A 25,510-nucleotide genomic window follows, 5' to 3' on the forward strand; every position below is an offset into this window, starting at 1 on the left:
ATGGGCACAGTTGGGTTATCGTGCGGCGGCAGCCCTTGTGCAGGGGAGCATGGTGGTTGACCAAGGCCCGATCACGTTCGGCTATTACACTGCCGCGCTGGTAGCGACCGCCGGCATCGGGCTCGCTTCGGGCGCGCAGTTCGCGGTCATCGGACTGTGGCGCCGGCGCGAGGCGATCTATCTCTCCTACGCTTCGCTTTGCCTGTGCATCGCCACGCTCGCTTTCGCGAATGCTCTGCTGCACACCGCGGGAAGCCTGGCCGTGGCTACCGGCGCGCTGCGAACGATGATCGGAGCCGCGGCGATTTCGTTCCTGCCTTTCGTGATCTTCATTCGTGCCTATACCGGCGGTCCGCCCCAGCCAAGGCTGCAGCTGGCGGTGGCCGCGGTGGCCGGTTTCTTCGTCTGGCTCAACCTGGAACTGCCGGGCACCCTGTTCTTTACCCGGCTGGCGCCGGGTACCGGCATCGCCCTGCCCTGGGGCGAACGGTTGTACGCCGTGGCCGGCGTCGCCTCGACCTGGGGCCTGCTGTTCCACGTGCTGACCTACGTCGCGTTCCTGTGGGCGCTGTCGCGCGCAGTGAAACAGATGCGCGCGGGCGAGGGCCTGCGTGGCGCGCTGCTGGCGATCTGCCTGCTGTCGCAGTTCGCCGCCCTGCTGTGGGGCGACGTGGTGGTGGATGCGCTCGACCATCACTACCCCTACCTGGACGCCTTCTCGTTCCTGCCTTTCGTGCTGCTGATGGGCCTGTCGCTGGCCTCCCAGCTGCACCAGCGCACGGTACAACTGGAGCAGACCACGCGCCGGCTCGAGGCGGAAGCGCATACCCGCCGCGAGGCCGAATTCAACCTGCGCCACGTCGCTTACCACGACAGCCTCACCGGCCTGCCCAACCGGCTGCGCGCACTGGACCACCTGGCCGAGCTGCATGCCGACGCGCTGGCCCGGGGGCAGCATGGCGCCGTGCTGCTGATCGACCTGGACAACTTCAAGACCATCAACGACGCCCTCGGGCACCCGATCGGCGACCGCATGCTGGAGGCGATCGCCGACCGCCTGCTCGCCGCCGCGCCCACCGACGCGTTGCTTGCGCGGCTGGGCGGCGACGAATTCGTGCTCGTGCTCGGCCCGTTGGCGGGCGCGTACCCCGCCATGCAGGCGCAGGCGCAGCAGGTCGCCGAACGGATGGTTGCGCGCCTGGCCGAGCCGGTGGCGGTGGACAGCCGCGTCCTGGCGGTCGGAGCCAGCGTGGGCGTGGCGTTGTTCCCCGCCGGCGAGGAAAGCGTGGCCGACCTGTTGCGCCGCGCCGACATCGCCCTCTACCGGGCCAAGGCCGCCGGGCGCAACACCGTGCGCCTGTTTCTCGAACCGATGCAGCAGGAAGCCGACACGCGGCTGACGCTGGAGCGCGGCTTGCGCACCGCGCTGGAACAGGAGCGCATGCCCACCCAGTTCGCGCTGCACTTCCAGCCGCAGGTCAACCGCCGCGGCGAGCTGCTCGGTGCCGAAGCATTGCTGCGCTGGCAGCACCCGCAACTGGGCGAGCTTTCGCCGTCGGCGTTCATTCCGCTGGCGGAGGAGACCGGCCTGATCCACGCGCTCGGCGCCTGGGTGATCGGGCAGGCCTGCGCGCACATCCGCGCCTGGGATCGCGACGGCGTGGCCTTCGGTGGCCGCCTGGCGGTGAACGTGAGCGCCTGGCAGCTCAACCATCCGCACTTCGCCGCGCAACTGGAGGCCCAGGTGCATGCGGCCGGCATCGAGCCTTCGCGGCTGGCCCTGGAGCTGACCGAGAGTGCGCTGCTGCGGGATTTCGACGGCGCGCTGGACACCCTCGACCAGTTGTCCGCGGCGGGCTTTCGCCTGGCGCTGGACGACTTCGGCACCGGCTATTCGTCGTTGAGCTACCTGCAGCGCCTGCCGCTGGACGTGCTCAAGATCGACCGCGCGTTCGTCAGGGAGCTGGATCCCGACGCCGCCGACCCGCTGGCCAGCTTCATCGTCGACGTGGCACATCGTCTGGGGATGGCGGCGATCGCCGAGGGCGTGGAAACCGTGCCCCAGCGATTGACGCTGGAACGGATCGGCTGCGATGGCATGCAGGGATTCCTGATCTGTCGGCCGCTGGACGAACCCGGCTTTCGCCGCTGGCTGGCCGAACACCAGCAGGCGCGCGCGTTGCCGCAGGCGCAGCGCAGCTCGCCCGAGGCCCGGGATGCCCGGGATCTCTCGTCCCGCGACAGGAACTCGGCCGGCGACTAGGCCGTGGGTCCGCGGCGGGAATCCGGCTCCGCGGCCTGTGCCCGCTCCGCATCGACGCCGCCCTGCCCCGTGCGCTCGGACAGCTTGCTGGCGTACATCGCCCGGTCGGCGGCCGCGTACAGGCGCGTTTCGTCCTGGCCGTCGTCCGGATAGAGCGCCAGGCCGATACTCGCGCCGATGGACAGCGGCTGGCCCAGGAACTCGGTACCCGTATCGAACGCGCGCGCCAGGCGTTCGGCACGCGCCTGCGCGGATGCGCGGTCGTCCACCTCCGGCAGGATCGCTGCGAACTCGTCGCCGCCCAGGCGCGCCAGCGTGTCGCCCGCGCGTATGCACTGCTGCAGGCGCTGCGCCACGAACTGCAGCAGCACGTCGCCTGCGGCATGGCCATGCGTGTCATTGATCCGCTTGAAGTCGTCCAGGTCGATGACCAGCATCGCGACGCGCCCGCCGCGCTCGCGCGCGCGCCTGAGCGCGTGTTCCAGCCGTTGCGCGAACACGCGCCGGTTGGGCAGTCCGGTCAGCGCATCGTGGTGCGAGGCGTGCTCGGCATGCCCGATCTGTTCTTCGAGCAGGGTGAAGATCATGCCGGTGGCGACCAGGAACTTGGGCAGGTTCCACGCCTCGTCCTGGATGCCCCAGCCGGCCAGCCATGGTTCAAGCGCTGCGGCCACCGGAAACACCGCGGCCCAGGCAACGAAGCTCACCGTGGTGAACGCCACGCCCACTGACGACCCCGACGCGCTGCGATGGAAGCACAGCGCCACCGCCAGGTAATGCCAGAACAGCATCCAGTAGAGCGCATGCTCGATGGCACCGCGCCAGACGAAGATGCCCTGCAGCGCATAGATCCCGACCAGCACCGGGACGGACCAGGACGGCTTGCGCCGGTCGCGGCGGAACACCCCGGCGGTCGAGACCAGCCCCAGGATGGTGCACGCCAGATAGGCCAGGCGGGCCTGCGAGCCGTAGGCGGCCAGTACGAAGAACGCCACGTCCGGCGCGGCCGCCAGCAGCGTGATGGCCAGGTCGCGCCACCAGGCCAGGCGCGCATCCGTGCCGGCCCAGATGAAGCTCACGCTGGCCAGCAGCAACATCGACAGCGAAACGGCCAGTGCCGCGTTCGCCGCCGGTCCGGGGGCAAGGTTGCGCTCGACGAACTGCGCGACGATGTGCACCAGGATCATCGCCCACCCGACCAGCCAGTAGCGCGGGCGCGCCTGCCCGGTTCGCCGGAGCAGGCCGGCAAATACCAGCACCAGCCCGCCCATGGCGAGAAAATCGGGAACGACGGACAGGTTCAAGCAGATCTCTCCGCGCCGGAGCACGGCACGTCTGGCAACAAGGCTCCTGATCGCTTATCGGCCACGTACGGCCGAGCTTGAATCGACCGCGGATCCGGACTCGAACGGCGCGCGTACCTGCTCAAGTGCCTTCCCGTCCCGACCGGAAGACGGCGAGGAGGAGCTTCTGCGGTTGTTGCCTGGACCTGCCAATGCCGGTCTCCGCGGATCCAGACCTGGCGCCGTACCAGGCCACGTCCGACAGCCGCAATGCTGCCGTCTGCCTGGGTGTCGCGCCACGTTCACGGGTCCGGTTCGTCCAGGCTCGTGCCGAGGACGTACCGGACCTTTGACAGCAGATCCTCCTCGCGGAACGGCTTGCTCACGAGGCGATCGTCGCCGATGTCCTTGAACGCGGCGAAATCGGCATAGCCGGTGAGAAACAGGATCGGCAGCGAGGGCCGCCTGGCATGTGCCTCGCGCGCCACCTCCGCGCCGTTCATGCCCGGCATGGCGTAGTCCATCAGCATGAGGTGCACCGCGTTGCCCTCGCGCTCGAGCACGTCGAGCGCCGAGCCGCCGCTGCCCGCCTCGATCACCTCGTAGCCGCGCTCGACGAGGATGGCGGCGGTCACCTCGCGCACGTCGGTGTCGTCGTCGACCAGCAGGATGCGCTGCCGCGTGGCGCTGGCCACATGCACCGGCGGGTGCGGCGTGTCCTCCACATGCGCGACGGCGCCGGCCGCGCGCGGCAGGTAAACCTTGACCGCGGTCCCCTCGCCTTCCCGCGTGTCGATCCGCACGCCGCCGCCGGACTGCTTGGCGAAGCCATACACCTGCGCCAGCCCCAGGCCCGAGCCCTTGCCGACCTCCTTGGTGGTGAAGAACGGCTCGAATGCCCGCGCGAGCACCGCCGGCGCCATGCCGCTGCCGTGATCGGCCACTGCGACCATCACGTAATCGCCCGGACACGGCTCCTCCGGGCGCGCGGCCGGATCGCGCAGCGCGACGTTCGCAGTCTCGATGATCAGCTCGCTGCCCACGGGCGAGGCGTCCCGTGCATTGATCGCCAGGTTGAGGATCACCAGCTCAATCTGGGTCGGATCGACCAGCGCGGCCCACAGTCCCGGCTGCAACTTCATCGTCAGCTGGACCGAGCCGCCCATGGAGCTTTGCAGCAGGTCGCGCATGCCGGCGACGATGCCGTTGAGGTCCACCGCCTTGGCCTCCAGCCGCTGGCGCCGCGAAAAGGCGAGCAACTGCGCCGTGAGCTTGGCTCCACGCGCAGCGGCCTCCTTCATGAAGGTCAGGCGCCGGCGTATGTGCGGGTCGCTCTCGAATTTCTCCGCGCACGCCCGCTCGAGCATGCTGATATTCCCGGTGATCACCGTGAGCAGGTTGTTGAAGTCGTGCGCCACGCCGGAGGTGAGCTGGCCGACCGCCTCGAGCCGCTGCATCTGGCGCAGCGTGGCCTCCACCCGCTCGCGCTCCTCGATCTGCGAGCGCAACTGGCGGTTGGTCGCGGCCAGTTCGGCGGTGCGCTCGGCCACGCCGCGCTCGAGCGTCTCCCGCGTCTGGTGCTCCATCGTGCGGTCGCGCAGCACCTTGAGATAACCGAGCAGCCGGCCGCCGCCATTGCGCAGCGGCATCATCTGGCCGCTCGAAAAGAACCGCGAGCCATCCTTGCGCACGCGCTGGCCATCGGTCTGCGCGCGGCCGCTCTCGGCCGCGCATTTCATTTCCTCTTCCAGCACGCCCTGGTCGCGGTCCTCCGGGGTGAAGAAGATGTCCGCCCGCTTGCCCAGCACCTCTTCCTCCTTCCATCCCAGCAACCGCTGCGCACCGGCATTCCACAAAGTGATGCGTCCCTCCAGGTCGAGCGTCAGGACGCCGTAGCCGGTGGTGCTTTCCAGGATCAGCTTGAGCCGGTTGCTGGTCGCGCGCAGCGCGGCCTCGGCGCGCGCCCGCTCGACGCTGGCCCAGGTGCGCTCGGCCACCTCGCGCACGAGCGCCTCGTCCTCGTCGGTCCAGCGCCGCGGTTCGCGTTGCTGCACCGAAAGAAAGGCCGCCAGCCGGCCACCCTTGACCAGCGGCACGGTCAGGCTCGCGCGCAGCCCGCCGAGGGCATGGTGAGTCCTGGCCACCTCCGGTTCGATGCGCGGGTCGTCGAACGGGTCGTTCACCCGGATGGCCACGCCAGTGAGTGCCTCCGCGATCAACCTCGGGCCGAACTCGGCCAGCCGGTGGCGTCCCACACCGGTGGACATGCCGCGGCGGGTCCAGTCGCGCTCGACGCTGAAGTATTCGCCGCTGTCGTCCACTTCCGCGTAGCCCACGCGGTCCGCGCGCAGGTGCCGGCCCAGCCGCCGGGCGGCGGCGGCCATCACCTCGCGCGGATCGGACAGGTCGCGCAAGGCGTCGCCCAGCCGCGTACGGAAACGCAGGCGCCGTTCGGCCAGCACGCGCTGGGTCGTCTCGATGGCTTCGTTGATGAGGCCGGCGACCTGGCCGCCCTCGTCGCGCACCGGCCCGATCCAGTAGTCGTAGTACGCCGCCTCGCGAAAGCCGTGCCGCTCCAGCATGAACCGCGCATCGCGGAAACAGCTGGGTGTTCCCTCGAGCGCGCGCCGGATCGCCGGCTCGGTGATCTCGGGCGCTTCGGGCCAGACTTCGCGGAACGGACGCCCCAGTGCCTCCGGCCTGCTGCCCAGCAGCGGCCGGTACGCATCGTTGTAGAGGCAGGTCAGTTCGGGCCCCCAGCCGAGCGCGATCGGCAACTCGCTCTCGAGCATCATCGATATGAGCGTGCGCAGCGATGTCGGCCAGCCGTCGAGCGGACCCAGCGGCGACGACGACCAGTCCAGGGAACGGATACGCGCCGCCATCTCGCCGCTCCCGGCGAGGAACCCGCCTCCCGCTGACGCTGGCGTGGACGATCCTGGCACGCTTGCTCCTTGCGTGCGTCCCTGCGCGCCGGGCCTGGTGGGGAGGGTCTGCCCCCCTCCCCCGGAAACCCGGTGGCTGGGTGGCGACCGACCGGCGCACCCCGGCGGCCGACGCGAGGGGCGGCCTGTGATGTGCGTCACACTATCGATCGCCCTTTGTCGCCGGGCCGGCAAAGAGCCGTGAGGGTCCTGTCTCGCCGCGCCCGCTGGCTGCGGGCGGTTTCACGTCGCGGCTACTCGTCCTGTCGCCCCATGGCACACCCGCATGTCCGAAGAACCGCTCGACTGCCTGATCGTGGGTGCCGGCCCGGCCGGTCTCACCGCGGCGACCTATCTGGCCCGTTTCCGCCGCCACATCCTGGTGGCCGACGCGGGGGCCAGCCGTGCACGCTGGATTCCGGCCAGCCACAACTGCCCGGGCTTTCCCTTCGGCGTGGCCGGCAACGAACTGCTGGCGCGCTTCCGGCTGCAGGCACAGGCCTACCGCGTACCAGAAGTGCGCACGCGCATCACCCGGCTCGACCACCATGCGGGAGGCTTCGTCGCCAGCGACGACCGGCAGCGCTGGCACGCGCGCACGGTGGTGCTGGCCACCGGCGTGGTCGACCGGCTGCCCGCGCTCGATCGCGTGGAGCAGGCGATCGCCACCGGCGCCGTCCGGCTGTGCGCGGTCTGCGATGCCTACGAGGCGCGCGACGACGTCATCGGCGTGCTGGGGCCCGCCGACGAGGCAATCGGGCATGCGGCGTTCCTGCGCACGTTCTCCCGCCACGTCTGCGCGCTGGCCATCGGCGATGCTCCGCTGGACGAACGCCTGCAGCGCCGCGCATCCGACGAAGGCGTGCAACTGTGGCCCGCGCCGCAACGCCTGGAACTGGTCGACGGCGGCTGCCAGGCGCACTTTGCCGACGGCCGCCGACTACGGCTGGAGACGCTGTATCCGGTGCTGGGCGCCGACGCGCAGTCGGGTCTGGCTGCCGCACTGGGCGCGCGGCTGGACGACGCAGGGGCACTGGTGGTGGACGAGCACCTTCAGACCAGCGTGCCGGGGATCTACGCCATCGGCGACGTGGTGAGCGCGCTGAACCAGATCAGCGTCGCGGTGGGACACGCGGCGATCGCGGCGACCACCGTGCACCGGCGGTTGCCGCGCAACTACTCCTAGGGGCGCGGCCGCTGCGCGCCCTCACCCTGCCGAAGCGGCCGCCGCCGGCAACGTGGCGCCCGTCAACAAGGCACGGATCTGCCGCAGCTTCGCTTTAACCCTGGTTTCATCCTCCGCGCCCAGGCGCATCAGCAGTCGTTGCCCCGCCGAGCGCGCCTCCAGCCCAGGATCGGCATAGCGGTAGAACACCTTGGGCTGGACCAGCCTCACCGGGGCATCGGGCACCGGCGCGGCCAGCATGTCGTCGATGGCGACGATCAGGCGGTCGTTGAAATAGCCCTTCGGGTAACCCAGGTCGCGGTACGCCTGCTGGAACAGTGGATAGTGCGCGACGTACCAGGCCACCAGCGCCCTGGGATCGATGCTCTCGAGCACCTGCATATAGGGCCCGTAGCGCTCGGCGTTGCGCGGGCTCAGCGTGATGGCGCCATCGGCCTGCTCGACCAGGAATGCGCCCTTGGGCGTCTTCAGCGGAAGGATGTTGGTGCCCACGCTCTGGCGCGGCAGCGCGTCCACCGTGGCCACCGCGCGGCGGATGATCTGGTCACGCTGCAACAACCCGTCGAGCGCGTTGCCGCCCAGCGCCAGCAGCGCGCTCGCCACGTCGGTATCGCTGGCATCCAGCGCCGGCAGCGGCGCGGTCGAGGCCGGCGCCGGCGCGGCCTGTGCGATGGGGTGCCGGATCGCGGTCGAGGCGGCGGCCGGTCCCGCACCCGCGCTGCCGGGCGCCGTCGACGACGCCACCGGCGTCGGTTCGCCCCCGGCCTGCGTGGCCTTGCGCCAGATGAACACGCCCACCGCAATGGCCAGGACCACCACCACGCCGGAAACGAGCCATTGCCCGATCGAAGACTGCTTCTTTTTCAATGCGCCTACCACCTGTCTGGAATGCCTGCCCCCTTGCATAACGCCCGTGGCGGCGATGTGCAACCCGCACGACGATGGCGACCGCTCAGGGAACCGAACCGAACAGCAAGCCGGTGCCCGTCGTCACGCCCATCGCCAGTGCGCCCCAGAACGCGATACGCCACGCACCGAGGCCGGCCGATGCGCCGCCCATTCGCGCGGCGGCAGCGCCGAGCAACGCCAGGCAGGCCAGCGATACGGCGAACACCAGCGCCAGCTGCAGCGACGCAGGCACGACCGCCGCCACCAGTAGCGGTACCACCGCACCGAGCGCGAAGCTTGCCGCCGAGGCGGCTGCCGCCTGCAGCGGGCGGGCGCGGAAGACCTCGGTGATGCCCAGCTCGTCGCGGGCGTGGGCGTCGAGCGCGTCATGCGCCATCAACTGCGTGGCGACCTGCCGCGCCAGGGCCGGATCCAGCCCGCGCCCCACGTAGATGGTCGCCAGCTCGCGATGCTCGGCATCGTGGTCGTTGGCCAGTTCCTCGCGCTCGCGGGCGAGCTCGGCCTGTTCGTTGTCGGCCTGCGAGTGCACCGAGACGTACTCGCCCGCAGCCATCGACATCGCGCCGGCCACCAGCGCCGCGACGCCGGCGAGCAGCACGGCGTGGCGGTCGGCGTGCGCGGCCGCCACGCCCATCAGCAGGCTGGCGGTGGACACGATGCCGTCGTTGGCACCGAGCACGGCGGCACGCAACCAGCCCATGTGGCCGGTGCGGTGGCGTTCGTTGTGGTGATGGGGACGCATGCGCGCTCCTGGGTCCGGCGGGTGACGCGAGCATACCCTCGACGGCACCGATCGACCCGGCCGTGCATCAAGCCACCCCTTGCCGGCGGGGTTTTACAGGGTGGTCACCGCCCGCGCGGCAGCATGGGGGCAGTTTCCCTGAAGGAACCGCCATGTCCCGATCGACTACCCCGACCGGCCCCGGCGCGGGCAAGACCACCAGCAATCCGGCCATCAGCGGCTCTGGCACCGGCATGGGCGCAGGAAACGCCGCCGGTCCGGGTGTCGCAGGCGGGGTGCAGGCCGGTACCGTCAACCATGCCACCCAGGGCGTCAGTACCGGCGACACCACCGATCCGAGTCTGGGCAGCGGCATGGCCGTGCCCGGGCAGGGCAACCGCATGGGCGACGCGGCCACCGGGGGCGCCCCGGGGATGGGTGAGAAGCCGCTGGGTATCGGCGGCGCACCGATCGAGCCGCACGAGCTGCCCTACAAGGTGATCGCGCCGCCGAACACGGTCCGCTGACCATCCCGGCGCCCGCACGGCACGTGCCGGCACACCTGCAGGCGCATTCCCGGGTGCGACCATGGGGTCACGCGGTCACGGGATCGAGCGCTACGCGCGCCGGCGAGGCACCAAAGAAAACGGGCGCCCGAGGGCGCCCGCTTGGATTGCCGCAATGGAAGGATCGGCTTACTTGTCGCCGACCACGATCACCTTGACCTGCGTCTGCACGTCGGCGTGCAGGCTGATCACGACTTCGTACTCGCCGGTGTTGCGGATCGGGCCTTCGCCCTGGATCACTTCGCCCTTGCCGACCTTGTGGCCGGCGGCTTCCAGCGCCTCGGCGATCTCGCGCGGGCCGACCGAGCCGTACAGCTTGCCTTCCGGGCTGGCGTGCGCGGTGATGGTCACCTCGGCACCTTCCAGCTTGGCCTTGCGCGACTCGGCCTCGGACAGCAGGTTGTTGGCCTTGGCCTCGTACTCGGCGCGGCGCTTCTCGAACGCTTCGAGGTTGGCGGCGGTGACCGGCACGGCCTTGCCCTGCGGCAGCAGGTAGTTGCGGCCGTAGCCCGGCTTGACCTTGACCTTGTCACCCAGGTTGCCGAGGTTGCGGACTTTCTCGAGAAGAATCAGTTCCATGGGTCTTTCCTTTTCGTTAGCGCCGGTGAGGCCGGCGCAGCCGTGGACGGTTGTCCGAAGAGCGCGGATTCGGGAAACGGGATTCGGGATTCGCAAGGCAGCAGGCGGCGAGCTTGCAGTTTCTATCGAATCCCAAATCCCGAATCACCAATCCCGATCAAACGTCGTGGTTGTCGGTGTACGGCAGCAGCGCCAGGAAGCGCGCGCGCTTGATGGCGGTGGCCAGCTGGCGCTGGTAGCGCGCCTTGGTGCCGGTGATGCGGCTGGGCACGATCTTGCCGTTCTCGGTGACGTACTGGCGCAGCGTGTTGAGATCCTTGTAGTCGATCTCCTTCACGTCTTCGGCAGTGAAGCGGCAGAACTTGCGGCGGCGGAAGAATTTGGACATGGGTCAGTGCTCCTGGATCAGTCGCTGTCGCGATCGTTGTCGCGGTCTTCGCGCTCGCGGCGCGCCGGGCGGTCGTCACCGTCGCCATCGTCGTCGCGGCGACGCGTGGACTTGGCGTCATCCTTCTCCTTGGACTTCAGGATGAAGGACGGCTCGGTGTCGGCCTCGTCGCGGCGGACCACCAGGTGGCGCAGCACGGCGTCGTTGAAGCGGAAGCCCGACTCGAGCTCGTTCAGCGCGTTCTGGCCCACTTCGATGTTGAGCATCACGTAGTGCGCCTTGGCCAGGTTCTCGATCGGGTAGGCCAGCTGGCGGCGACCCCAATCCTCGAGACGGTGGACCTTGCCGCCGTCGGCCTCGATCAGCGCCTTGTAGCGGTCGATCATGGCCGGGACCTGCTCGCTCTGGTCAGGGTGGACCAGGAACACGATTTCGTAATGACGCATGGTCATTGTGGTGTTGGCTCCTTGTGGATGCGGCCCCGAAGGGCCTCGCAGCCTCCCGCCGGAGCGGTGAGGCAAGTACCCGTCAGCGCCGGTGGGGCGCGGACAGAAGCGGGAGTGTAACCGGCACGCAAAGGCGCGCGCAAGGTGTTGATTCGCGGGGGCGACGCCCGTGGCCGCTTCAGCCGACCGTGAAGCTTTCCCCGCACCCGCACTCGCCGGTGGCATTGGGGTTGTGGAAAACGAACGCGGCGTTGAGACCCTGTCGGCGGAAGTCGATCACCGTGCCATCCACCATGGGCAGGCTCTTGGCGTCGATGATCAGGCGGATGCCGTCGACCTCCAGCGTCTGGTCATCCGCGCGGGCGTCCTCGGCCAGGTCGACCACGTAGGCGAAGCCCGAACAGCCGGTGCGCTTGACACCGAAGCGCACGCCGACCGCGTCGGGCGACTGGGCGAGGAACTGGCGGATGCGCTCGCGCGCCGGGGAAGTGATCGAGATGCTCATGGCGCCTGAGGGTGAAGAAGGTCGCTGGCCTACATTATCATGCGGGTTTGCCCCGACGCGCCGCTCCGGCGCGGCGAATCGAACACGACAGCGTCCAGATGCGGCGCGCACGCAGGAGTTTCAATCCCATGGCGGTAGTGAGCCCGACGTTGTGCAGCGTGAAGCAGGCCCTTTCGGGCGCCATCGAGGCCGGCAGCAACGTGATGGTACGCGGCTGGGTGCGCACGCGGCGCGATTCCAAGGCGGGCCTGTCCTTCGTCAACGTGAGCGACGGCTCCTGCTTCGATCCGATCCAGGCGGTGGTACCGGCCACCCTCGCCAATTACGAGAGCGAGGTCAGGCACCTGACCGCCGGCGCCGGCGTGATCGTCACCGGCACGCTGGTGCCCTCGCAGGGCAAGGGCCAGGCGTTCGAGATCCAGGCGACCGGGGTGGAAGTCACCGGCCTGGTGGATGACCCTGAAACCTACCCGATCCAACCCAAGCAGCACTCGATGGAGTTCCTTCGCGAAGTCGCCCACCTGCGCCCGCGCACCAACCTGTTCGGCGCGGTCACGCGCGTGCGCCACACGATGATGATGGCGATCCACCGCCACCTGACGGCCGAAGGCTTCTTCTGGGTCAACACGCCGATCATCACCACTTCGGATGCCGAGGGCGCCGGCGACATGTTCCGGCTGTCCACGCTGGATCTGGCCAACCTGCCGCGCACGCCCGAGGGCAAGGTCGATTTCCGCAAGGACTTCTTCGGCCGCGAGGCGTTCCTGACCGTGTCCGGCCAGCTCAACGTCGAGGCCTACTGCCTGGCGATGAGCAAGGTCTACACCTTCGGTCCGACCTTCCGCGCGGAAAATTCCAACACCCCGCGCCACCTGGCCGAGTTCTGGATGATCGAACCGGAGATCGCCTTCGCCGACCTCGCGGCCGATGCCGACTGCGCCGAGCGCTTCCTCAAGGCGATCTTCAAGGCCGTGCTGGACGAGCGCGCCGACGACATGGCGTTCTTCGCCGAGCGCGTGGCGCCGGATGCCATCACGCGGCTGGAGAACTTCATCGCCCAGCCGTTCGAGCGCATCGACTACACCGACGCGATCGAGATCCTGAAGAACTCCGGCCAGAAGTTCGAATACCCGGTCGCCTGGGGCGTGGACCTGCAGACCGAGCACGAGCGCTACCTGGCCGAGAAGCACGTCGGCCGCCCGGTGGTGGTGATGAACTACCCCGAGGCGATCAAGGCCTTCTACATGCGCCTGAACGACGACGAGAAGACCGTCGCCGCGATGGACGTGCTGGCGCCGGGCATCGGCGAGATCATCGGTGGCAGCCAGCGCGAGGAGCGCCTGGACTACCTCGACCGCCGCATGACCAGGTTCGGTCTGGATCTGACCACCTATGGCTGGTACCGGGACCTGCGCCGCTACGGCACCGTCCCGCACGCCGGCTTCGGACTGGGCTTCGAGCGCCTGCTGTGTTATGTGTGCGGGCTGTCCAACATCCGCGACGCCATCCCCTATCCCCGCGCCGCCGGATCCGCCGATTTCTGACCGCCATGCCCCGTCGCCTCCCGCTGACATTACTGGTCGCCCTCACCCTGCTGCTTGGCGCATGCCACAGCGTCAAGGTGCTGGTGCCGCCCAACCTGCGCGCGCCGACCGATACCGGCAACGCGCTGGAGCAGGCCAAACTGCAGTTGCAGAAGGCAACGCCCTGCTGCGGCAGCTTCGCGGATTTCTCCTACCTGACGCCGTTGCCGTGGCGTCCGAAGAAGTTCGAGCTTGGCCCGGGCAGCATGGTGGCCAGCCTGAACGGCGTGCGCAGCTATTTCCTCGCCTTCCGCCTGCCCACCGACGCCAAACTGCCCTACCGGGTTGCCCTGAAGTCCGAATTGAACGGCCGCTGGCTGCATTCGAGCTACCTGTTCGCGCCGACCACGGTGCTGCTCGATGCCGCGTTCCAGCCGATCGATTCGCAGGACATCCAGCTGTGCGAGTACATAGGCTGGAGCAGTGCCACCACAGGCGCCTTCGGCCAGCTCAAGGTGACCAGCGACAAGGCGCGCTATCTCGTGGTCTACAGCTCGGCCGACCAGCAGTCCGGCGACACCTACTGGGAGCAGTCGCCCGCCACGTTCTCGGCCGAGGCGCCGGTGCGGATGACCTCCAACGGCAGCTTCCGCATCCCGCACGGACCTGATGGCACGGTCTGGATCGGCATGATGAACGAGAGCTACGCCAGGGCAGTGGAAAACGGCATCTGCGACAAGGCCCCCCAGGGCAAGGGCCTGCTCAATACGCTGCGCACCGCCCTGCCCACGCACTGGAGCAAGAGCGGCACGTGAATCCCTTCGTCGCGCTCTACCTGCTGCTCCTGGCCGGCGGCATCGCCTGCTTCGTGCTGTATTACCTGGCGCAGTACCGCATCGCCCGGCTGCTACGCGAGCGTCACTCGCAGCAGTGGAAGATCATCGCCCAGCCCGAGCAGGGACGCCCCAGCGGCGTGCGCACCTGGATGCGCATGCAGCATGTGCTGCGCTCCTCGCAGCCGCGCCTGCCCGAGCTGCTGCAGGACGACGCGATCACCCGCTGGTTCGGCCTGTGGCGCGTGACGCCCTGGCTGGCCTGGGGCTGCTGGTTCGCCGCCATGTTCCTGCAGTGGAAAGCGCGCTGAAGACCGCGTCGCGGGTCAGCGCACATCAACCACGGAGGCATTCGATGCAACTGGATCTCACGGGTCGCCACGCGCTGGTCTGCGGCGCTTCCCAGGGCATCGGCCGGGCCAGCGCCATCGAGTTGGCGGAGCTGGGCGCCACCGTCACCCTGCTGTCGCGCTCGCCAGCTCCCCTGGAGGAACTGGCTGCCCGGCTGCCGCGCCCGCGGGGCCAGGAGCATCGCTGGCAGGCGGCCGACATGCTCGACACCACACGCCTGCAGGGCGTGGTCACCGAGATCGCCGCGGCAGCTGCGGTCCACATCCTCGTCAACAACAGCGGCGGCCCGCCCGGTGGCCCGGCACACACCGCCGACCCGGCCGCCTTCGAGGCGGCCTTCCGCCAGCACCTGATCGCTGGCCAGGCGATGGTGCAGGCGCTGCTGCCGGGCATGCGCGAGACCGGCTATGGCCGCATCGTCAATGTCATCTCCACCTCGGTGAAGGAACCGATTCCCAACCTTGGGGTTTCCAACACCGTGCGCGCGGCGGTGGCCGCGTGGGCCAAGACCCTCTCGGGGGAACTGGCCGCCGACGGCATCACGGTCAACAACGTGTTGCCCGGCTACACCCGCACCGGCCGGCTGGACAGCCTGCTCGGCACGCAGGCGAAGCACAGCGGACGCAGCGAGAACGAGATCGCGCGCGACCTGATGGCGACCGTTCCCGCCTGCCGCTTCGGCGAGCCGGCCGAGGTCGCCGCGGTGATCGCCTTCCTCTGTACCCCGGCCGCCGCTTACGTCAACGGCGTCAGCATTGCCGTCGACGGCGGCCGCACGCGCGCATTGAGCTGACCGTCCTGCCCCTGCGGGGCGGCCCGCTTGTGGCAATGGCCCGCATCACTCAGACGCCAGGGCAAAAGGCATTGCCCGGTGGTCCCGCCGGCAGGAACCACATACGCCACCGTCCGGTGCAATCCCCGCCCCCAGGTCGTAAGCTTGTCCGGATGCCTACCCTGCGCCTCGCCAACCTGATCGACGGCCGCCTGGTGGCCCCGCGTGCGGACCGCTGGCTCGACGTATACGAACCGGCCACCGGCGAAGTGTTCGCAACCTGTCCCGATTCCGGTGCCGAGGACGTCGCCGACGCGGTGGCCGCCGCCCGCCGCGCCGCGCCCGCATGGGCGCATACGCCCGTGGAACAGCGCGCACGACTGCTGAACCGCCTGGCCGAGCTGATCGAGCAGGACCTGGAGGCGTTCGCCGCGATCGAGTCCCGCGACAGCGGCAAGCCGCTCGCACTGGCGCGCAACCTCGACATCCCGCGCGCGGTCAGCAACCTGCGCTACTTCGCTGCCGCCATCCAGGGCTGGGAAAGCCAATCGCATGCCATGGCGCTGGGCCAGCCGGACATCGGCGCCATCAACTACACGCTGCGCCAGCCGCTGGGCGTGGTCGGCTGCATCAGTCCGTGGAACCTGCCGCTGTACCTGTTCACCTGGAAGATCGCGCCGGCGCTCGCCGCCGGCAATGCGGTGGTGGCCAAGCCGTCCGAGATCACGCCCTGCACGGCCGCACGACTGGCCCAGCTGAGCATCGAGGCGGGTCTGCCGGCAGGCGTGCTGAACGTCGTGCAGGGCCGCGGTCCGAGCGTGGGCCAGCCGCTGGTCGAACACCCCGACGTCAAGGCGATCTCCTTCACCGGCAGCACCGCGACCGGCGCGGCGATCGCCGCCGCGGCGGCGCCGCGCTTCAAGAAAGTTTCGCTGGAGATGGGTGGCAAGAACCCCGCGATCGTGTTCGCCGATGCGGACCTCTCCGAGGCCAACCTCGACACCATCGTGCGCTCGGGCTTCGCCAACCAGGGCGAAATCTGCCTGTGCGGATCGCGCCTGCTGGTGGAGCGGTCGATCTACGAGCGCTTCCGCGAGCGCTACGTCGGACGCGTGCGGCAACTGGTCGTGGGCGATCCGGATGCGCCTTCGACGAACCTCGGCGCGCTGGTTTCACGGCCGCATTTCGACAAGGTGATGGGCTGCATCGCCCAGGCCCGCGCCGATGGCGCCACCATCCTGTGCGGCGGCGAGGCGATGCATGTGCCGGGGCGTTGCGCCAACGGCTGGTTCGTCGCGCCGACCGTGATCGAGGGGCTGTCCAACGCCTCCGCCACCAACCAGACCGAGATCTTCGGCCCGGTGGTCAGCCTGATTCCGTTCGAGGACGAGGCCGAAGCGATCGCACTCGCCAACGACAGCCGCTATGGCTTGGCCGCCTCGGTGTGGACGCGGGACCTTTCGCGCGCCCACCGCGTCGCCTCGGCGCTCGACTTCGGCATCGTCTGGACCAACTGCTGGCTGCTGCGCGACCTGCGCACGCCATTCGGCGGCGTGAAGCAGTCGGGCCTGGGCCGCGAGGGCGGCACCGACGCGCTGGCCTTCTTCACCGAGCCCAAGAACGTCTGTATCCGTTACTGATCTGGAATGTCCATGCCGCATACCCTGAAAGAACTGCTCGCCAACAACCGCCGCTGGGCGGCGAGCGTCACCGCGGCGGACCCGCACTTCTTCGAGCAGCTCTCGCAGCAGCAGGCACCCAAGTACCTGTGGATCGGCTGTTCGGATTCGCGCGTTCCCGCGACGCAGATCGTCGACCTGCCGCCGGGCGAGATCTTCGTCCACCGCAATGTGGCCAACGTGGTCGTGCACACCGACCTCAACGCACTGAGCACCATCCAGTTCGCGGTCGACGTGCTCAAGGTCGAGCACATCCTGGTGGTCGGCCACTACGGCTGCGGCGGCGTGGGCGCGGTGTTGCGCAAGGACCGGCTCGGGCTGGTCGACAACTGGCTGCGCCACGTAAAGGACGTCGCCTTCAAGCACGGCGCTTCGCTGCAACCGCAGGTACCCTTCGCCGAGCGGCACGAGCGCCTGTGCGAGCTCAACGCCATCGAGCAGGCGCTCAACGTGTGCGGTACCAGCATCGTGCAGGACGCCTGGGAGCGCGGCCAGAAGCTCACCGTGCACGCCTGGATCTACGGCCTGACCGACGGCCACATGCACGACCTCGGGCTGATCGTCACTGGCCGTGAAGGCATGGCCGAGGCCTATCGCAACGCGCTCGACGGCATGGCCGAGCGCTGGCAGCAGAAGGCATGACCGGCGGCATCCGCACCGGGTCGGCCCCGGCCCCGGTGGGCGCCTACCCGCATGCGCGCCGGGTGGGCAACCTGCTGTTCCTTTCCGGCGTCGGTCCGCGCGAGCCGGGCAGCAACCGCGTGCCGGGCAACGTCCATGAGCACGACGGCAGCCTCGCCGCCTACGACATCGAGGCGCAGTGCCGGCAGGTGTTCGCCAACGTGCGCGCGGTGCTGGAAGCCAGCGGCGCGCGCTGGGAGGACCTGGTCGACGTGACCGTCTTCCTCACCGACATGGCGCGCGACTTCCCGGTCTACAACAGGCTTTATGCCGAATATTTCGCCGGTGTCGATGCCTGCCGCACCACCGTGGGCATCGACGCCCTGCCGACGCCCATCGCGATCGAGCTCAAGTGCATCGCCGCGCTGCCGGCCGACCGCTGAAAACGAAAGGCCCCGCCGGCCAGGCCGGCGGGGCCAGTGACGGTGTCCGACCGGATTACTTGCCGGCAGCCGGCTTTTCCGCCGCCTTCTTCATCGCCTTGTGGGCGTGATGGTGGTGGGTCGTGGCCTTCTTCGGGGCCGCGGCCGCCTGCTCGGTCCTGGTCGCCGCCTTCGGGGCGGCGTCCTGGGCCAGCACAACACCGGAAAGAGCCACGCCCGCCACGAGCAGGGAAGCGATCACGAGCTTACGCATAAGGAAACCTCGGAGCTGTAGAAAGCCGCGGACCCGGCCGGAACCCGGTATCGCGGGCGGCGCGGCGAGGGCACGATGCGGCGCCCGCCGGATACGGCAACTGAACCTCGAGAGCACCGGCACGCACGCCGACCGCGCATGCCCCTTGACTTGCGACGGCCGGTTTTTCCCGCGAAGGAACTTGCGTCAGGCGAGGCAGGCGCGCAGCAGCGGCTCGATCGCGGCGCGCAGCCCCGCGGCCTTGCCTTCGTCCCACGCGAAGCTCTCTTCATCCATGTAATTGTGCTGGGTCATTTCCAGCTGCACGGCATCGACGCCCTCGTCTGGACGTCCATACTTCCGCGTGATGTAGCCGCCCCTGAAACGGCCGTTCACCACGAAATCGAAGCGGTCCTGCGCACGCAACACGTCCTCCAGGCGATGCTGCAGCGACGGCGAGCAGCTCGCGCCATCGGCGGTGCCGAGGTTGAGGTCGGGCAGGCGCCCCTCGAAAAGCATCGGCACATGGCTGCGGATCGAATGGCCTTCCCACAGCACCACGCGACCATGCATCGCGCGCAATCTCGCAATTTCCTGCTGCAGCGCGGCGTGGTACGGACGCCAGTAGTCGTTCACGCGGCGTTGAACTTCGTCGGCGTCGGGCTCGCCTTCCCGATACAGCGGCTCGCCATCGAAACCGGTGGTGGGCACCAGCCCGGTCTCGCGCCGGCCCGGATACAGCGCGTGGCCGTCGGCCGGACGGTTGAGGTCGACCACGTAGCGCGAGGCCAGCGGACGCAGCAGGCTGGCGCCCAGCGTCTGCGCCAGCGGCGCGTACAGGCGGGTGACGTGCCAGTCGGTATCGGGCGAACGACGCGCCGCCGGGTGCATGCGGACGGCAATGTCCTCGGGAATGTGGCTGCCGTCGTGCGGCAGGCTGATCAGCAGGGGCGCGGTGCCCTGGTCGAGGCGGAAGATGTCCATCGGGCGAGTGTAGCGCCCGCGCCACGCGGGCTCAGTGCATCAGCAGCAGTTCTTCCGACGAGGTCGGGTGGATCGCCACCGCACTGCGCAGCTCGCGCCGGGTCAGGCCCTGGCGCATCGCCACGGCGAAGCCCTGCAGCATTTCGTCCACCCCGGGGCCGAGCGCGTGCAGGCCCAGCACGCGCTCGTCGTCGCCCGTGCAGACCAGCTTCATGACGGTCGGCTGGCGCTGCCCTGCCACCGCGAACTGCAGCGGCACGAAGCGCTTGTCATAAACCCTCACCGCGTCGCCGTGGCTTGCCCGCGCCTGCTGTTCGGTCAGGCCGATCCTGCCCAGCGGCGGATCGGCGAAGACCACGCTGGGGATGGCCTGGTAGTCGAAGCTCGCCTCCGGCTGGCCGCCGAACAGTCGCTCGACCAGCGCATATCCGGCCGAGACGGCCACCGGCGTAAGCGCGGGGCAGTCGGTGACGTCGCCGATGGCGGTGATGCCGGGGACCGTGGTGTTCTGGTGCGCATCGATCCGCACGAAGCCCTTGGCGTCGCACGCCACGCCGATCTCGTGCAGCCCCAGCGCATCGCTGTCGGGCACGCGGCCGACTGCCCACAACACGGCCTCGTACGGTCCGTGCGTGGCGCCCCGGGCGTCGTCCAGCAGCAACGCGCCCGCCTCGCCGCGGATGCCGTTGACGTCGCTCTGCGGCGTGATGCCGATGCCCTGCGCGCGCATCTGCTCGGACAGCGCCTGCACCAGCCCGGCATCGAAACCGTCGAGCAGTTGCCTGCGGATCAGCAATTCCACCTCGCAACCGAGTGCGCGCAGCAGGCAGGCGAACTCGGTCGCGACGTAGCCGCCGCCGACGATGCCGATCGAACGCGGCAGCGCGCGCATGGAAAAGATGTCGTCCGAAACCATGCCCAGCTCGAAGCCCGGCAGGGGGAGCCGCCGCGGGCGGGCGCCGGTGGCGATGACGATCTGCGGCGCGCGGTATTGCTTGTCGCCGGCCTGCACGGTGCCGCGCGCCAGCAGGCGACCCGCCGCCCCGACCCAGGTCACGCCCGCTTCCCGCAGACGCTCCGCATAACGTCCGCGGATGGCCTCGATGTAGTGGTCGCGCAACCGGCGGAAGTGGTTCCAGTCGAGCCGGCCTGGCCGCAGGTCGAATCCGTACTCGACGGCCAGTGCCTGGGCGTGCGCCAGTTGCGAAGCGAACCAGAGCGCCTTCTTGGGCACGCAACCCAGGTTCGCACAGGTGCCACCCGGCGGCCCGGGCTCCACCAGCGCCACCCGGGCGCCGTATCTTGCCGCGCGCTGCGCCACCGTCAGTCCGCCGGATCCGGCACCGAGCACGATCAGGTCGAAGTCGCTTGTCATGCAGCCTCCACGGAGCGCGCCTGGAAGCATGCCTGCCCCAGGGTGACGAGCATGAGCACACACGACCGCGCAGCCCTTGCCTGAAGGCCGGGTGAAATCTAGTCTGGCATCACGCCACTCGAGGGGAAGCCGCCGCATGACGTTCCGCCGACCCGCCCTTCTCGTCCTACTGCTGGCCGCCGCGGTGCAGCCCATGCCGGCCCTTGCCGGCGGCATATCCACGCGGCAATTTCTGGCGGCGATGCGCGATGGCAACGAGCTCGGTCGCTACGGCTATCTGCTGCAGGCGATTCCGCAGATGCGGGGGGCGGACCGCGCGATGGCCCAGCAATACTTCGCCTTCAGCGAAGGAGAATTGGGACTCTATGGCGAAGCGGTACGCGACTTCCCGTTGAAGGCGCACCTGGCCGCCGGCACCGCGCTGCCCACTCCGGCCGAATGGCGGGCGACCGACGCGGTGGACACGATCGCCGGCCTGGCCGCGCAGCGGCGCGTGGTGATGGTCAACGAGGCGCACCACGACGCGCATACCCGGCTGCTCACCCTCGCGCTGCTGCCGCGACTGCGCGCGCTGGGCTTCACCCACCTGGCGATCGAGGCGCTCGTCGAGGATGGCGACGCATTGCGTCAGCGCGGCTACCCGACCGACCGCAGCGGCACCGAGTACATGCGCGAACCGGTCTACGGCGAGATCGTGCGCGAGGCGTTGCGGCTGGGTTACGTGCTGGTGCCGTACGAATCGGATACGCCGGGCGGGCAGGAGCGTGAAGCGCAACAGGCGCACGCGCTCTACCGGAAGGTGCTGGCCGGACACCCGGGGGCGAAACTGCTCGTCCACGCCGGCTATGCGCACATCGACAAGGCCAGGGGCCGACTGGGCGACGTGTTGCCGATGGCGGCGCGCCTGGAAGCGCTGAGCGGCCTGGACATCCTCAGCATCGACCAGACCGAGGTTCGCGAGGAGGAGCCGTTCAACGAGCTGGAGGCCTATCGGGCGGTCACCAACGCAGTGCGCACCGGCGACTCCCTCCGCGGCGTGCCACAGAACAGCCTGACGCCCCGCCTGGATACGCGCGCCGCCCTGCGCGAGCCTTACCACCTGCTCGTCGAGGCGTTCCACCCGCAGCATCCGATCGTGTTGCGCCATGTGGGGGACGGCCGCGTGTGGAGTGCGCGCCCGCGTGCCTACGACATGAACGTGATTCTGCCGCCTGCCAACGAACGGGTCAGCGCCTACGTGCGCGACCGCGTCATCCCGTTGCAGATCGACGGCAAAGCCACCATTGCCCTGCCCCCGGCGGCCGACGGCCATCGCCCGGCCTGGCTTTCGCTGCACGGCAGACGCGTGGCGGTGACGGTCAGCCCGCGACTTTGCGAAGCGAACTTCCCCTGCCTGGTGGAGGCCCACTACGCCGGCGAGCCGGCCAACGCCGTGGCCGCCGACCGCTACGTGTTCCTGGAAGGCGGCAGCGACAACGCGCTATGGCTGCGCCCGGGGAGCTACCGCCTGCGCAGCCTGAATATCGCGGGCAAGGTGCTGTCCGAACGCACCGTGCAGGTCGACGCGACGCATTGAAAGCTGCCGCCGGATATCACCAGCTTGACGCAAGCCATTGATTGACTAAGCTCGGGCAAAACACTGCCGAGGTTGCCATGACTGCGTCCGGATGCCCTTCTGCCGCCACGCGCCTGCGCCTCGCCCTGCTCGGGACGACGGTGCTCCTGCTGGCCGGGTGCGCCGGCAGCCCGCACCGGCGCGAGCCCACGTTCAAGGGTTCGCACTCATCCCTGGCCGAGCTTCCCGCAAAGGCGCCCTCGGCGGCCAGCGCCGGCACCGCCAATGACGTGCTGTTCCGCGCCATCGCACTGGTGGGCACGCCCTACCACTGGGGCGGCAATACGCCCGACAGCGGCTTCGACTGCAGCGGGCTGGTCGACTATATCTATCGCAACGCGGCGGACATCCTGCTCCCGCACAGCTCGCGCGCCATGTCCGAAGTGGACGGCCGCAAGGTCCGGCGCATGACCGAACTGGCCAGCGGCGACCTGGTGTTCTTCGACATCGGCGGAGACATCAGCCACGTGGGCGTGTACGTCGGCAAGGGGCGTTTCGTGCACGCGCCCAACAGCGGCGGCACGGTGCGACTGGACGACATCGACGGGCCCTACTGGCGCGACCACTTCGCATTCGGGAAGCGGTTGCTGGATTGAGTCGACGCCGAGCCGGCCCCCTCGTTCCCCGGCGGGGAGAAGGGGCAAAGGCGTCCGGGCCGAGGCCGGGTTGGCCGCTCATCCCAGCCTTCTCCCCGGCGGGGAGAAGGGGCAAAGGAAACGGCGCCCATGGGCGCCGCTTTCGTTATCGTCTTGAGCGCGCGCGCTTCAGTGCGCTTCCTGGCCCGGCGGATGTGCGTGGCCGTGCTTGACCTCGTCCTCGGTGGCGTCGCGCACTTCCTCGATCGCCACGTCGAAATGCAGCGTCTTGCCGGCCATCGGATGGTTCAGATCCACGTCGATGGTGCTCATGCCGACCTTGTGCACGGTGACCGCGCGGTGGCCGCCTTCCTTCAGTGCCAGCACCGTCGCCATGCCCGGCCTGAGCTTGTTGGCCTGCTGGAAATACTTCTTGGGCACGCGCTGGATGCGGCCGTCCTCGCGTTCGCCGTAGCCCTCGGCCGGGCTGATGTCCGCCGCGAGCGTCGCACCCGCCTCCTGGCCCTCCAGCGCCTTCTCCAGGCCCGGGATGAGCTGGCCGTGACCGAGCAGGATCCACAACGGTTCGCCGTTGTCGCGCGAGCTTTCCACCTTGTCGCCGTCCACCGTGAGCGTGTAGTGGAATGCGATGACCTTGTCCTTGCCTGCCTTCATTGCCTGTCTCGTTGGGGTGCAAAGACCGCGATTCTATCAGCCGGCGTCCGGCCCCAGCCCGCCTTCCCGCGGGTCACGGCAAGGCTCACGCCACATGAACACCACACTCATGCCGCGGCTCCCAGCATCGACCCGGTCATCAGGCTGGCACGCGGTCCTGCGAGGACCGTCACCCGGATGCTGCGCGGCAGGGTGACTGGCTCTCCGGGACGGCGTAGGTTGCCCTGTCGGCACATCGCTTCCCGGGGAGGGTCGGCGAATGCCGACGCGACGGCGGAACGCGGCAGGAGGCCACCGACCGCCCATCCATTTCCTTGGGAGGGAAACACCAATGATGCAAAAACCGCTTGCCGGCGCTCTGCTGGGCGCCCTCGGCCTGCTCGTGGCCGCCGCTGCCCAGGCCGCCACGCCAAACCACGTCCGCGCGCCTGCACTGGGCCACCTGAGCGCCAGCGCGCTGGGCCAGCGCCTGGGCATGGACCCGCAGGCCTCGCTCGCGCAAGGCCTCCAGTTGCGCACCGCCCACGGCACCGTCAAGACCCGTGAGCAACAGATGTTCCGCGGCGTGCCCGTCTACGGCCGCAGCGTGGTGGTCGAACGCGACGGCACCGGCAGCGTGCGCAGCGTCGAGGGCCATCTTTCCAACGGCCTGGGCTTCGACCTCGCTTCGGTCACGCCAGGCCTGAGCGGTGCCCAGGCGCTGGCGGTCTTGCGCCGGCATGCCGGACTGCTGCCCTATGGCATCGGCGTCGACGCGGTGTCCGACGCCAGCCTGCAGAACGTGAAGCACGAGCTGTACGTCTATGCCGAGGGCAAGACGGCGAAGCTGGTCTACCTGACCTCGTTCTTCGACGACCACAACGGCCGTCCGACCCGTCCGACCGCGATCATCGACGCCAATACCGGCGCGGTGCTCGAGAGCTGGGATGGCCTGACCACCAAGGGCAAGCCCGGCGGCGGCGGTGGCGGCAGCGGCACTCCGGCCTCGGCCAACGGCCCGGGCGGCAACCAGAAGACCGGCCAGTACTTCTACGGGACCGACTATCCGGCGCTGTCGGTCACCCAGTCGGGCAGCACCTGCTCGATGGTCAACACCCACGTGAAGACCAACGACATGAACCAGAGCCGCAATCGCGCGACGCTGTGGACGTTCACCTGTCCCACCAGCACCGGCGACGGCATCAACGGCGCCTACTCGCCCATCAACGACGCGCACCACTTCGGCGGCGTCGTGCACGACATGTACACCGCCTGGTTCGGTGCGCCGCCGCTGAACATGCAGCTGGTGATGAACGTCCATTACAGCCGCAACTACGAGAATGCGTTCTGGAACGGCAGCTCGATGAACTTCGGCGATGGCGCGAGCTATTTCTACCCGCTCACCGCGCTGGACGTGACCAGCCACGAGATCAGCCACGGCTTCACCGAGCAGCACTCCGGCCTGCAGTACTCCGGCCAGTCCGGCGGCATGAACGAGGCTTTCTCGGACATGGCCGGCGAAGCGGCCGAATACTACGACTGGGGCGCCAACGACTGGCTGGTCGGTGCCGACATCATCAAGAGCGGAACCGCACTGCGCTGGATGTGCACGCCGAGCAAGGACGGCTCGTCGATCGACAACGCCTCCCAGTACTACAGCGGCCTTGACGTGCACTACTCCAGCGGCGTCTACAACAAGGCGTTCTGCACGCTGGCCAGGAGCTCGACCTGGAACACGCGCAAGGCGTTCGAGGTATTCGAACGCGCCAACGCGATGTACTGGACGGCGACCTCCACGTTCAACGCCGGTGCCTGCGGCGTGGAGAGCGCGGCGGACGATTACGGCTATTCGCGCAGCGACGTGATGGCCGCGTTCAACGCGGTGGGCGTGACCTGCCAGTAGGCCCACGCCTCCAGGCAACCGTTGCGAGCCCGGCCCCGCGCCGGGCTCGTTCTTTTGGCGGGGCCCCCTCGCGTGCGCTGCACATCCGCGCCCCCGGGCCTGCCTATACTGGCGCCCCGCCCCCGGAGTACGACCATGCAACGATCGTCCCGACCCGAGGTTCACCAGGCTGTGTCGCCG

Annotated in this window: 25 protein-coding genes; 13 read left to right on the forward strand and 12 right to left on the reverse strand. The window is 69.2% G+C overall.

The window, feature by feature from the left end; all coding sequences use genetic code 11:
- Nucleotides 1-49: 49 nt before the first annotated feature.
- The gene (locus LQ771_RS09645) at nt 50-2,263 is read left to right on the forward strand and encodes a putative bifunctional diguanylate cyclase/phosphodiesterase (protein WP_231349191.1); all 2,214 of its coding nucleotides are present in this window, start codon (nt 50-52) and stop codon (nt 2,261-2,263) included.
- Here the strand turns inward: LQ771_RS09645 and LQ771_RS09650 are convergent.
- Complete coding sequence (locus tag LQ771_RS09650) at nt 2,260-3,567, reverse strand: GGDEF domain-containing protein (RefSeq protein ID WP_231349192.1); 1,308 nt, start codon at nt 3,565-3,567, stop codon at nt 2,260-2,262. The genes LQ771_RS09645 and LQ771_RS09650 overlap by 4 nt on opposite strands.
- A gap of 281 nt (nt 3,568-3,848) precedes the next feature.
- Nucleotides 3,849-6,431 (reverse strand): PAS domain-containing protein, encoded by a 2,583-nt coding sequence (locus LQ771_RS09655; RefSeq protein WP_231349193.1) that lies wholly within the window; start codon nt 6,429-6,431, stop codon nt 3,849-3,851.
- A 325-nt stretch (nt 6,432-6,756) separates the two neighbouring features.
- On the opposite strand from LQ771_RS09655, the gene LQ771_RS09660 reads away from it, so the two are divergent.
- The gene (locus LQ771_RS09660) at nt 6,757-7,656 is read left to right on the forward strand and encodes an NAD(P)/FAD-dependent oxidoreductase (RefSeq protein WP_231349194.1); all 900 of its coding nucleotides are present in this window, start codon (nt 6,757-6,759) and stop codon (nt 7,654-7,656) included.
- 21 nt (nt 7,657-7,677) lie between these two features.
- Here the strand turns inward: LQ771_RS09660 and LQ771_RS09665 are convergent, their stop codons facing one another.
- Nucleotides 7,678-8,523, reverse strand: coding sequence for a DUF3014 domain-containing protein (locus tag LQ771_RS09665; RefSeq protein WP_231349195.1), 846 nt, complete (start codon nt 8,521-8,523; stop codon nt 7,678-7,680).
- Nucleotides 8,524-8,608: 85 nt separating this feature from the next.
- Nucleotides 8,609-9,307: a VIT1/CCC1 transporter family protein gene (locus LQ771_RS09670; RefSeq protein WP_231349196.1), complete on the reverse strand. Its 699-nt coding sequence runs from the start codon at nt 9,305-9,307 to the stop codon at nt 8,609-8,611.
- Between the two features lie 152 nt (nt 9,308-9,459).
- Here LQ771_RS09670 and LQ771_RS09675 point away from each other — a divergent pair, with 152 nt between their 5' ends.
- Entirely contained in the window at nt 9,460-9,813 is a 354-nt protein-coding gene (locus LQ771_RS09675; RefSeq protein ID WP_231349197.1) for a hypothetical protein, read from the forward strand.
- 168 nt (nt 9,814-9,981) lie between these two features.
- Here LQ771_RS09675 and rplI read toward each other — a convergent pair whose 3' ends face one another.
- The 4 genes from rplI to LQ771_RS09695 form a co-directional block, all read right to left on the reverse strand.
- A complete protein-coding gene (rplI, locus tag LQ771_RS09680) occupies nt 9,982-10,431 on the reverse strand; it encodes a 50S ribosomal protein L9 (RefSeq protein ID WP_231349198.1) in 450 nt (149 codons plus the stop codon).
- Nucleotides 10,432-10,588: 157 nt separating this feature from the next.
- Entirely contained in the window at nt 10,589-10,819 is a 231-nt protein-coding gene (gene rpsR, locus LQ771_RS09685) for a 30S ribosomal protein S18 (RefSeq protein WP_209619137.1), read from the reverse strand.
- Between the two features lie 17 nt (nt 10,820-10,836).
- Nucleotides 10,837-11,271: a 30S ribosomal protein S6 gene (gene rpsF / locus LQ771_RS09690; RefSeq protein ID WP_231349199.1), complete on the reverse strand. Its 435-nt coding sequence runs from the start codon at nt 11,269-11,271 to the stop codon at nt 10,837-10,839.
- Between the two features lie 172 nt (nt 11,272-11,443).
- Entirely contained in the window at nt 11,444-11,770 is a 327-nt protein-coding gene (locus LQ771_RS09695; protein ID WP_231349200.1) for a HesB/IscA family protein, read from the reverse strand.
- 128 nt (nt 11,771-11,898) lie between these two features.
- Here LQ771_RS09695 and asnS point away from each other — a divergent pair, with 128 nt between their 5' ends.
- The 7 genes from asnS to LQ771_RS09730 all read left to right on the forward strand — a co-directional run bounded on the left by asnS (nt 11,899) and on the right by LQ771_RS09730 (nt 17,992).
- Nucleotides 11,899-13,314, forward strand: coding sequence for an asparagine--tRNA ligase (asnS, locus tag LQ771_RS09700; RefSeq protein ID WP_231349201.1), 1,416 nt, complete (start codon nt 11,899-11,901; stop codon nt 13,312-13,314).
- 5 nt (nt 13,315-13,319) lie between these two features.
- Nucleotides 13,320-14,108 carry a MalM family protein gene (locus tag LQ771_RS09705; RefSeq protein ID WP_231349202.1) on the forward strand — a complete coding sequence of 263 codons (789 nt, stop codon included), beginning with the start codon at nt 13,320-13,322 and terminating at the stop codon, nt 14,106-14,108.
- Complete coding sequence (locus LQ771_RS09710) at nt 14,105-14,437, forward strand: hypothetical protein (protein ID WP_231349203.1); 333 nt, start codon at nt 14,105-14,107, stop codon at nt 14,435-14,437. The genes LQ771_RS09705 and LQ771_RS09710 overlap by 4 nt, the downstream gene beginning before the upstream one ends.
- Nucleotides 14,438-14,481: 44 nt before the next feature.
- On the forward strand, nt 14,482-15,270 hold the full coding sequence (locus LQ771_RS09715; protein WP_231349204.1) for an SDR family oxidoreductase: 789 nt from the start codon (nt 14,482-14,484) through the stop codon (nt 15,268-15,270).
- A 152-nt stretch (nt 15,271-15,422) separates the two neighbouring features.
- On the forward strand, nt 15,423-16,889 hold the full coding sequence (locus tag LQ771_RS09720; protein ID WP_231349205.1) for an aldehyde dehydrogenase: 1,467 nt from the start codon (nt 15,423-15,425) through the stop codon (nt 16,887-16,889).
- 12 nt (nt 16,890-16,901) lie between these two features.
- Entirely contained in the window at nt 16,902-17,570 is a 669-nt protein-coding gene (can, locus tag LQ771_RS09725) for a carbonate dehydratase (RefSeq protein WP_231349206.1), read from the forward strand.
- Nucleotides 17,567-17,992 carry a RidA family protein gene (locus LQ771_RS09730; RefSeq protein ID WP_231349207.1) on the forward strand — a complete coding sequence of 142 codons (426 nt, stop codon included), beginning with the start codon at nt 17,567-17,569 and terminating at the stop codon, nt 17,990-17,992. The genes can and LQ771_RS09730 overlap by 4 nt, the downstream gene beginning before the upstream one ends.
- A gap of 55 nt (nt 17,993-18,047) precedes the next feature.
- Here the strand turns inward: LQ771_RS09730 and LQ771_RS09735 are convergent, their stop codons facing one another.
- From LQ771_RS09735 to gorA, 3 genes are all read right to left on the reverse strand, one after another.
- Complete coding sequence (locus tag LQ771_RS09735) at nt 18,048-18,245, reverse strand: hypothetical protein (RefSeq protein ID WP_231349208.1); 198 nt, start codon at nt 18,243-18,245, stop codon at nt 18,048-18,050.
- Between the two features lie 186 nt (nt 18,246-18,431).
- On the reverse strand, nt 18,432-19,208 hold the full coding sequence (gene hutG, locus LQ771_RS09740) for an N-formylglutamate deformylase (protein WP_231349209.1): 777 nt from the start codon (nt 19,206-19,208) through the stop codon (nt 18,432-18,434).
- A 31-nt stretch (nt 19,209-19,239) separates the two neighbouring features.
- The gene (gene gorA, locus LQ771_RS09745; protein WP_231349210.1) at nt 19,240-20,583 is read right to left on the reverse strand and encodes a glutathione-disulfide reductase; all 1,344 of its coding nucleotides are present in this window, start codon (nt 20,581-20,583) and stop codon (nt 19,240-19,242) included.
- A gap of 193 nt (nt 20,584-20,776) precedes the next feature.
- Between gorA and LQ771_RS09750 the strand changes: the two genes are divergently transcribed.
- Both LQ771_RS09750 and LQ771_RS09755 read left to right on the forward strand, forming a co-directional pair.
- The gene (locus LQ771_RS09750) at nt 20,777-22,159 is read left to right on the forward strand and encodes a hypothetical protein (protein WP_231349211.1); all 1,383 of its coding nucleotides are present in this window, start codon (nt 20,777-20,779) and stop codon (nt 22,157-22,159) included.
- A gap of 77 nt (nt 22,160-22,236) precedes the next feature.
- On the forward strand, nt 22,237-22,794 hold the full coding sequence (locus LQ771_RS09755; RefSeq protein ID WP_231349212.1) for a C40 family peptidase: 558 nt from the start codon (nt 22,237-22,239) through the stop codon (nt 22,792-22,794).
- 168 nt (nt 22,795-22,962) lie between these two features.
- Here the strand turns inward: LQ771_RS09755 and LQ771_RS09760 are convergent, their stop codons facing one another.
- Entirely contained in the window at nt 22,963-23,448 is a 486-nt protein-coding gene (locus tag LQ771_RS09760; protein ID WP_231349213.1) for an FKBP-type peptidyl-prolyl cis-trans isomerase, read from the reverse strand.
- Between the two features lie 331 nt (nt 23,449-23,779).
- Here LQ771_RS09760 and LQ771_RS09765 point away from each other — a divergent pair, with 331 nt between their 5' ends.
- Nucleotides 23,780-25,330, forward strand: coding sequence for a M4 family metallopeptidase (locus tag LQ771_RS09765; protein WP_231349214.1), 1,551 nt, complete (start codon nt 23,780-23,782; stop codon nt 25,328-25,330).
- Nucleotides 25,331-25,510: the final 180 nt, after the last annotated feature.

It is taken from the genome of Frateuria soli (assembly GCF_021117385.1).
Lineage (GTDB): Bacteria > Pseudomonadota > Gammaproteobacteria > Xanthomonadales > Rhodanobacteraceae > Frateuria_A > Frateuria_A soli.